The following is a 5780-nucleotide window of genomic DNA, read 5'->3' on the forward strand; positions in this document are numbered from 1 at the left end:
ATTTTACCCTCTAGCTTTGAGACATCACAGTTACCTATAATGCCCCTTTGGGCGGGTACTGGCATTGACACTCGCCAGGAGTATTTCTGAGATACTCACTCTCGTCGTGCAACCGATAGTCGCACCAGTCCCCTTGCGGGGTAATTGGGTTTAGAAACAGTTTCATTTTCTCAAGGTCAAGACATTCTTAGCATGTTTCAGTCCCCTTGCGGGGTAATTGGGTTTAGAAACTGCTCGGTGCTGAAACTGTTACAGAGCAAGCTTCCTGGTACGGGATTTGACGGGTCGAAAATTTTGGTCATTTCCAGCCCCGCTTATTGCAAGTAATTTGCAACTTTCAGAATTATCGAAACGCTGTATTTATTATATTATCAAGGTTCTGGCGATTTTGACGAGTCCCTAGGGTTTTTGACCCCTCTTTGACCCGACAATCATCAAGCTGATTACCCAATCATAAGATGAGTGTCCATCTATTGTCGAGTTTTTTCACAGTTCACGTCAATTAGTGAGTGTATTCTTCCTCAATCAAACTCAATAGCTTTTCTTCTACCGCAGTCAAATACGGTCGCTTCATCTCTCCCAGATATTTCAACACAGCCCTACCAGCTTCTTCCAAGTTCTCGTTCTCCCGCAACCCCCGAATGCGATCGCATATCTCCTGCATCTGCTGGCATTCTTGAGGCAAGTAATCATAAGACTTCAAATGCTGTACCCCAACCGTCAGTTCGCAATCCCAAGTTTTCACCGTACAGCTAAACTCACTAACATAAGTCACGATGCACCAACAGCCACCTTTCCCCCGCAAATCAGGGTTGTCTTTGACTAAAATCTGGCAGACTTCGCCAATTTGGTAAGTGTTGGGGACTTTGGTACGTCCCATAATTTTTTGCACCACATCAGTTACGATTCTGGCACTGGGAACTTTACCACCAGCCTCCTGTACTGCCCGTTGCCAAACTTTAATCTGCTGGTGGGGTTCTAGCTGTGCCAAGGGGCGCACTTGTCCTTCGTTAGTCGGCAGGATTCGTGAACGATTTGTTTGAGTTTTGTTTACTTCTTCATTTTGGGAACAATTTGTTCCCGTTTTATCCACTCCCTCATTTTGGGAACAATTTGTTCCCATTGCTATGTTGTCAAATACTACAGAACCAGCTATTAAATAATTGACTCGGCGATGGGTGTATCCAAATCTATCCCGACAATATTCCTCAAATGTGCGATGAGTGGATTTGTACAATCTACGATCGCGCAACTCCATCAATGCCTTGCCAGCCTCAAAAAATGCTCTCTCAACTCTGCGTTCAAGGTGCAGGCGATCGCTTTGTTCTTCTGGGGTGAGTTCGGGGATTTCGACGGCGGGAATGTCGATGGTTGCTGAAGCTGGGTCTTCTGGAGAATTACTGGTACTGGAAGCGGCAGAGGTGGATTCTTTGTTGCGCTTGCGGGGTGGGGGGTTCATTTATCCACCTCTTTTGTTTTAGTAGGACTTGCTCAAAATCGATTTAGAGAGAATTTGAGCTTTATAGATAGTTCTAATTAGACTCAGGGAAAAGATAAAACATCAATCCCTGAGTATTTACACTCAAACTTGTCTACCTTCCATATCATCTTCTTCCCAGATGATTTCGATTAAATCATCTAGCTTTCTTAACCCAAAGTATTTACACAGTGTCGTGACAGTATGGTTATCTATACGGTCAAAATGGCTACGGTAAAGCTTCCCTACAGTTGTGGGACTAAGCCCGGTTGCAGCTGCTAGGGTTTTTTGATCTAATCCTCTGGACTTCATTAACTCTGGTAGTTTGGTTCGCAATTTCATGCTCCTAATACTACCATTCTACGATAACACGAATCTACGATAACATTTAGCTGTTGTCACGATACTAGTATCGTGTTATTATGACAATAGCAAAAGACGACCGACTGAGCCTGACAAACTTCCGCGATCGCCTTTTGTCCCACATATTCATGGAGATTCCCATCATGACACATACAACCTCCGCCCAGCAACCGCCCACCGATTGCGGTCTAACGCAACTCAAAAGAATTGCCCCCGACGAACAAGCGATTGCTCAAGCCGAACTGAACGGGTACGTTGCGGAGCAAGCACAGGCGGTAGCACCAACCACAGATCCGCTAACATCTCGTGACCGTCGCATCATTAGCGAGATTATCCAAATAGAACCCGAATCCATCTGCACTCTCTGGATTGAAGGTGGAATAACTGTTTGGGTACAGTTGGTTAACGGTGGAAGATTAGCGTTTGAGCGAGACTGGTTTGCTTCACGGGTTGCAGAAGTTAAAGCAACACTACCTGAAACACCCAGAGAGCGGAATGAACGCCTCAGTGAAAAATTAGAAACAGCTTGTAAGAAATACGGCTTAACTCACGGGGAAATAGACTGGCTTTCCTTCAGCACTACTCTATACCTCAACCGTCAGCGTGTAGGGTTTGTTGGCTGCAACCTCCAAGGACAGTGGTATAGCCGAATAAGCCAGTTGGGAGGCGGCAGTCGGACGGCTGTTGATATTGATGCGGCGATCGCACTTTTGGGTGTTAGACAGGCTGTAGCTGCATAGTACCGCAAGTAAAAAAGGCGATCGCTGTTGGGTTAACGGAGATCGCCATACAACTATGACAAATTGCCAAATCACGCTACAGACACAGCAAATATGTCTTTCTTTCAAGAAACTGATTGGGGGGATTGCTGCGAAAAAATACTTTTGCCCCCAACTCATCCAAATGCTGAGGTAATCGAAATCCCCGGTTACAAACTCGTTTACTGCAATGGTGTTTGTCCCAGGATTTACCGGATTTATCAGGGTGAACAGATGTTGGGTTTGGTTTTCGAGCATTTAACCTATTGGTCAAACGAAATCGATAATCAGCAGTACGCCAAGCCATTGAACGCAGTAATCGCACTTGATGATTTTCTTTTGGCTGCAAGTATGACCAACAAAACTGACGAAAAAATTGCAGCATAAATCCGAACTCAAATCAATTCAAAAATCTCCTCATTCATTAACGAAACTATGCAATTTAGTACATCAATCCCCCAGGATTGGGAATCACCAAAATTCTGGTTAGGACAACGGACAGAGCAAGGTTTAATTGTCGGCGTTGAATACTGCCCTCCCGGCACTTTACTAGCAGAAGAATACGGAGATGGATGGCGATATATTGTGCTTCCTAACAAAAATTCTGAAGAACTTCATTCCTACTTTGATGACGAACTCAAGCCACTATCTACATCCAAACTTCAGAAAGTACTACAAGAAGAACTTGAGCAGTATCAACAGCGCATCACAACTATTCAACAGCAGTTGGCAGCAATTGGAGGTTCAAACGATGGCTAAAGTTGTCGATTGTTACGTGGAAAGAACTGCTGTAAGACTACTGCGATCGCTGCGAAAAAGTGGTGGTTCACTTCCTCTGCACAGGATTCAGTTTTCGCAAACCATCATTCAGCATTTGTTGGACAAGAAATTAGTACAAATCAAAAATACTGGACACGGCTTTTTGTTGGCAGTTGTCGAGAAGTTTTAACTAAACAGGGAAGTGACTCAAATGGATTTACCAGATTTATTGCTATTAGTTGAATCTGCCAAATATCTGATATCTCAGATTGAACTACACCCAGATTATCAAGCACTTGATTATCACCCTGACCTAACAATCGGTGATGCTCAAACAGCACTGTCGTATTTGAAATGCGAACTAGAAGATAATCAACAGCCTTTAGTTTTAACTGAGAGTTCAGATTGAGAAAGCAATTGCCTGAACAAGGATTTGCATTCAGGTAATTGCTAAGGGAATTAAGTAGATATTTCTACAACAAACCAATTGTTACATATTCCGTAAGTTTGGAGGTTAAGGAATGAGTAACGAAATCAAACTAGGTCTAATATCTATGAGCATCAAGGGCTGGAGCAGCTTGAAATAAAGAAAAAAGACTTGGGGCAGGAGTAAGAATACATCACCCTCAAATTTTACATTCTGCACCCATGTCTCTTTTTATTCCTATCTACCTCGATTAACTATACAGGTTTATCTTATGAAAGTCATTGTCACCGTAGTCGAGAAAATTACAAGTGAAGCTCACCCCAATCAATTTACAATTCGCAATTCGCAATTCGCAATTGTGAAAGGAACCACAATTAATTCCTGTAACACACAACTCCTTAATGGGAATTATGAGAAAGCATTCAATATTAATGTTCTATTCCATAGCTAAATACATACTTTATTAACTGCGAATTGCGAATTTGTAATTGCGAATTGGTTTGATGGTCTAACTCAGGACGTTGTTAAACAGCAAATAGTAGACCTTTACAACAGTGGTCAAATGCAGACTGATTTGAATATTTCCCAAGTCGATTTTGAATCAATCAGCGCACGAATTGTTAGCGAAGTTCAAGCAACATAAACAACCTAATATTCTCACAACACTTTTTCTCTTGGTCAGATGAAAAGTTGGAGGTAATAAAATGAGTGCTAAATGGTCTAAAGAAGAGATTGCCATTCTTGAAGAAAAGGCTGATTTTTACACCAAAGAGCAGATAGCCAGGATGTTAAAAAGGCAAGGTTATCATCGTTCAACTATGGCAATTAAGTTGAAATTAAATCGTTTGGGTTATTCTACACGTCCCACACTTGATAACTATAGCTGCCAAGAAATTGCCAACGTCCTTTGCTTGAGTTTATCTACTTTGTGTCGTTGGATCAAGCGCGGTTGGCTTAAGGCAAATAAACGTTATGCAAGCTGTTATCAAGTTAGAACTTGGCATCTTAAAGAGTTCCTAAAAAATCCTCCACACCCTATCAAAGCACGCATCGCATCTCTTGATCCTGAAGCTATTAACTATCTTGTAGGGAACTAAAGCATGACTAAAACTTTAACAAGTCCAGAAAATTATACCTGTCATCAAATTGCCAGTATTCTATCTCTGAATTTATTAACTGTTCGCCATTGGATTCAAAGAGGCTGGCTCAAGGCAAATCAAAGTTGTCCCAAATACTATCAGGTGAAACCGGGAAATCTCAAACAGTTTTTAGAACATCCACCACATCAAATTAGAAAACGAATTGCTGCCATTGATACTCAAGCCATCAATTATTTATTAGGAAAGAATGTATGAAAGAACAAATTACAGATTTAGAAAGATGCTGGTTTTTATCCCCACCTTGGGGACAAGCTATTCCACCTGTTGAAGTCAATGTGTTAGAGAAAGTTTACCTCAAACCCAATAGGACATTCGGCTACTGCTTGGGTGTGCAGTGGTATGACGATTGCTGGAATTACATTATTGAGATCAAAAATGATTTCATTTATGTAACTAAACATCAAATTATTGCCACGGGTAATATACAACCCAGAACTGTGAAAAAACCTTCTTTCGTGTTGGGAGAGCGCGTACTGTTGAAAATTCCCAATCACGGCACAAAGCAAAGGCTAATTCTGGGGATTGAGTTAATCGAAAAGTCTTGGTTCTATCTGGTGGAATTGGCATTACCTACTTTTAAACAACCACTCATCACCACCAATCGCTTTTCTTTGGCGCGGGAAGAAGACTTAGTGCGGGTGAATGTTTAACTCCAAACACAACACTTTGTACTCATCACACAAATAAAACTATGTCACAGATTGAAGTAGCCCAAATTATCGAACAGATTAAACAAGAGATTTCTGTTGACCCCAATGGACAAGGGAAGGCCAGTATTCGGGCAACAGCCAGATTAGCTGGGGTAAGTGATATGGCTATTATCAAAGCGTTAGATA

Annotated in this window: 10 protein-coding genes; 8 read left to right on the forward strand and 2 right to left on the reverse strand. The window is 41.8% G+C overall.

The window, feature by feature from the left end:
- Positions 1 to 502: 502 nt before the first annotated feature.
- On the reverse strand, positions 503 to 1459 hold the full coding sequence (locus IQ244_RS31940) for a hypothetical protein (protein WP_193900672.1): 957 nt from the start codon (positions 1457 to 1459) through the stop codon (positions 503 to 505).
- 123 nt (positions 1460 to 1582) lie between these two features.
- Positions 1583 to 1819, reverse strand: a complete 237-nt coding sequence (locus IQ244_RS31945) for a helix-turn-helix domain-containing protein (protein WP_193900673.1) — start codon at positions 1817 to 1819, stop codon at positions 1583 to 1585.
- 80 nt (positions 1820 to 1899) lie between these two features.
- On the opposite strand from IQ244_RS31945, the gene IQ244_RS31950 reads away from it, so the two are divergent.
- From IQ244_RS31950 to IQ244_RS31985, 8 genes are all read left to right on the forward strand, one after another.
- Entirely contained in the window at positions 1900 to 2580 is a 681-nt protein-coding gene (locus IQ244_RS31950) for a hypothetical protein (RefSeq protein ID WP_228059302.1), read from the forward strand.
- A gap of 93 nt (positions 2581 to 2673) precedes the next feature.
- On the forward strand, positions 2674 to 2985 hold the full coding sequence (locus IQ244_RS31955) for a hypothetical protein (RefSeq protein WP_193900674.1): 312 nt from the start codon (positions 2674 to 2676) through the stop codon (positions 2983 to 2985).
- Between the two features lie 48 nt (positions 2986 to 3033).
- Positions 3034 to 3357: a hypothetical protein gene (locus IQ244_RS31960; RefSeq protein WP_193900675.1), complete on the forward strand. Its 324-nt coding sequence runs from the start codon at positions 3034 to 3036 to the stop codon at positions 3355 to 3357.
- A complete protein-coding gene (locus IQ244_RS31965; protein ID WP_193900676.1) occupies positions 3350 to 3547 on the forward strand; it encodes a hypothetical protein in 198 nt (65 codons plus the stop codon). The genes IQ244_RS31960 and IQ244_RS31965 overlap by 8 nt, the downstream gene beginning before the upstream one ends.
- 21 nt (positions 3548 to 3568) lie before the next feature.
- Complete coding sequence (locus IQ244_RS31970; protein ID WP_193900677.1) at positions 3569 to 3766, forward strand: hypothetical protein; 198 nt, start codon at positions 3569 to 3571, stop codon at positions 3764 to 3766.
- Between the two features lie 722 nt (positions 3767 to 4488).
- On the forward strand, positions 4489 to 4881 hold the full coding sequence (locus tag IQ244_RS31975; protein WP_228059303.1) for a hypothetical protein: 393 nt from the start codon (positions 4489 to 4491) through the stop codon (positions 4879 to 4881).
- Between the two features lie 3 nt (positions 4882 to 4884).
- On the forward strand, positions 4885 to 5139 hold the full coding sequence (locus IQ244_RS31980) for a hypothetical protein (protein ID WP_193900678.1): 255 nt from the start codon (positions 4885 to 4887) through the stop codon (positions 5137 to 5139).
- Entirely contained in the window at positions 5136 to 5594 is a 459-nt protein-coding gene (locus IQ244_RS31985; protein WP_193900679.1) for a DUF1392 domain-containing protein, read from the forward strand. Before IQ244_RS31980 ends, IQ244_RS31985 begins: the two co-directional genes overlap by 4 nt.
- Positions 5595 to 5780: the final 186 nt, after the last annotated feature.

Origin of the sequence: Nostoc sp. LEGE 06077 (assembly GCF_015207705.1) — a bacterium.
In the GTDB taxonomy this organism is placed as follows: Bacteria; Cyanobacteriota; Cyanobacteriia; order Cyanobacteriales; family Nostocaceae; genus Nostoc_B.

What these genes read in the sequence shown, in the direction of transcription:
- IQ244_RS31950 (WP_228059302.1), top strand. Translation starts at nt 1,900, where the DNA reads ATGACAATAGCAAAAGACGACCGACTGAGCCTGACAAACTTCCGCGAT.
- IQ244_RS31945 (WP_193900673.1), bottom strand. Translation starts at nt 1,819, where the DNA reads ATGAAATTGCGAACCAAACTACCAGAGTTAATGAAGTCCAGAGGATTA.
- IQ244_RS31955 (WP_193900674.1), top strand. Translation starts at nt 2,674, where the DNA reads ATGTCTTTCTTTCAAGAAACTGATTGGGGGGATTGCTGCGAAAAAATA.
- IQ244_RS31940 (WP_193900672.1), bottom strand. Translation starts at nt 1,459, where the DNA reads ATGAACCCCCCACCCCGCAAGCGCAACAAAGAATCCACCTCTGCCGCT.
- IQ244_RS31980 (WP_193900678.1), top strand. Translation starts at nt 4,885, where the DNA reads ATGACTAAAACTTTAACAAGTCCAGAAAATTATACCTGTCATCAAATT.
- IQ244_RS31975 (WP_228059303.1), top strand. Translation starts at nt 4,489, where the DNA reads ATGAGTGCTAAATGGTCTAAAGAAGAGATTGCCATTCTTGAAGAAAAG.
- IQ244_RS31970 (WP_193900677.1), top strand. Translation starts at nt 3,569, where the DNA reads ATGGATTTACCAGATTTATTGCTATTAGTTGAATCTGCCAAATATCTG.
- IQ244_RS31965 (WP_193900676.1), top strand. Translation starts at nt 3,350, where the DNA reads ATGGCTAAAGTTGTCGATTGTTACGTGGAAAGAACTGCTGTAAGACTA.
- IQ244_RS31960 (WP_193900675.1), top strand. Translation starts at nt 3,034, where the DNA reads ATGCAATTTAGTACATCAATCCCCCAGGATTGGGAATCACCAAAATTC.
- IQ244_RS31985 (WP_193900679.1), top strand. Translation starts at nt 5,136, where the DNA reads ATGAAAGAACAAATTACAGATTTAGAAAGATGCTGGTTTTTATCCCCA.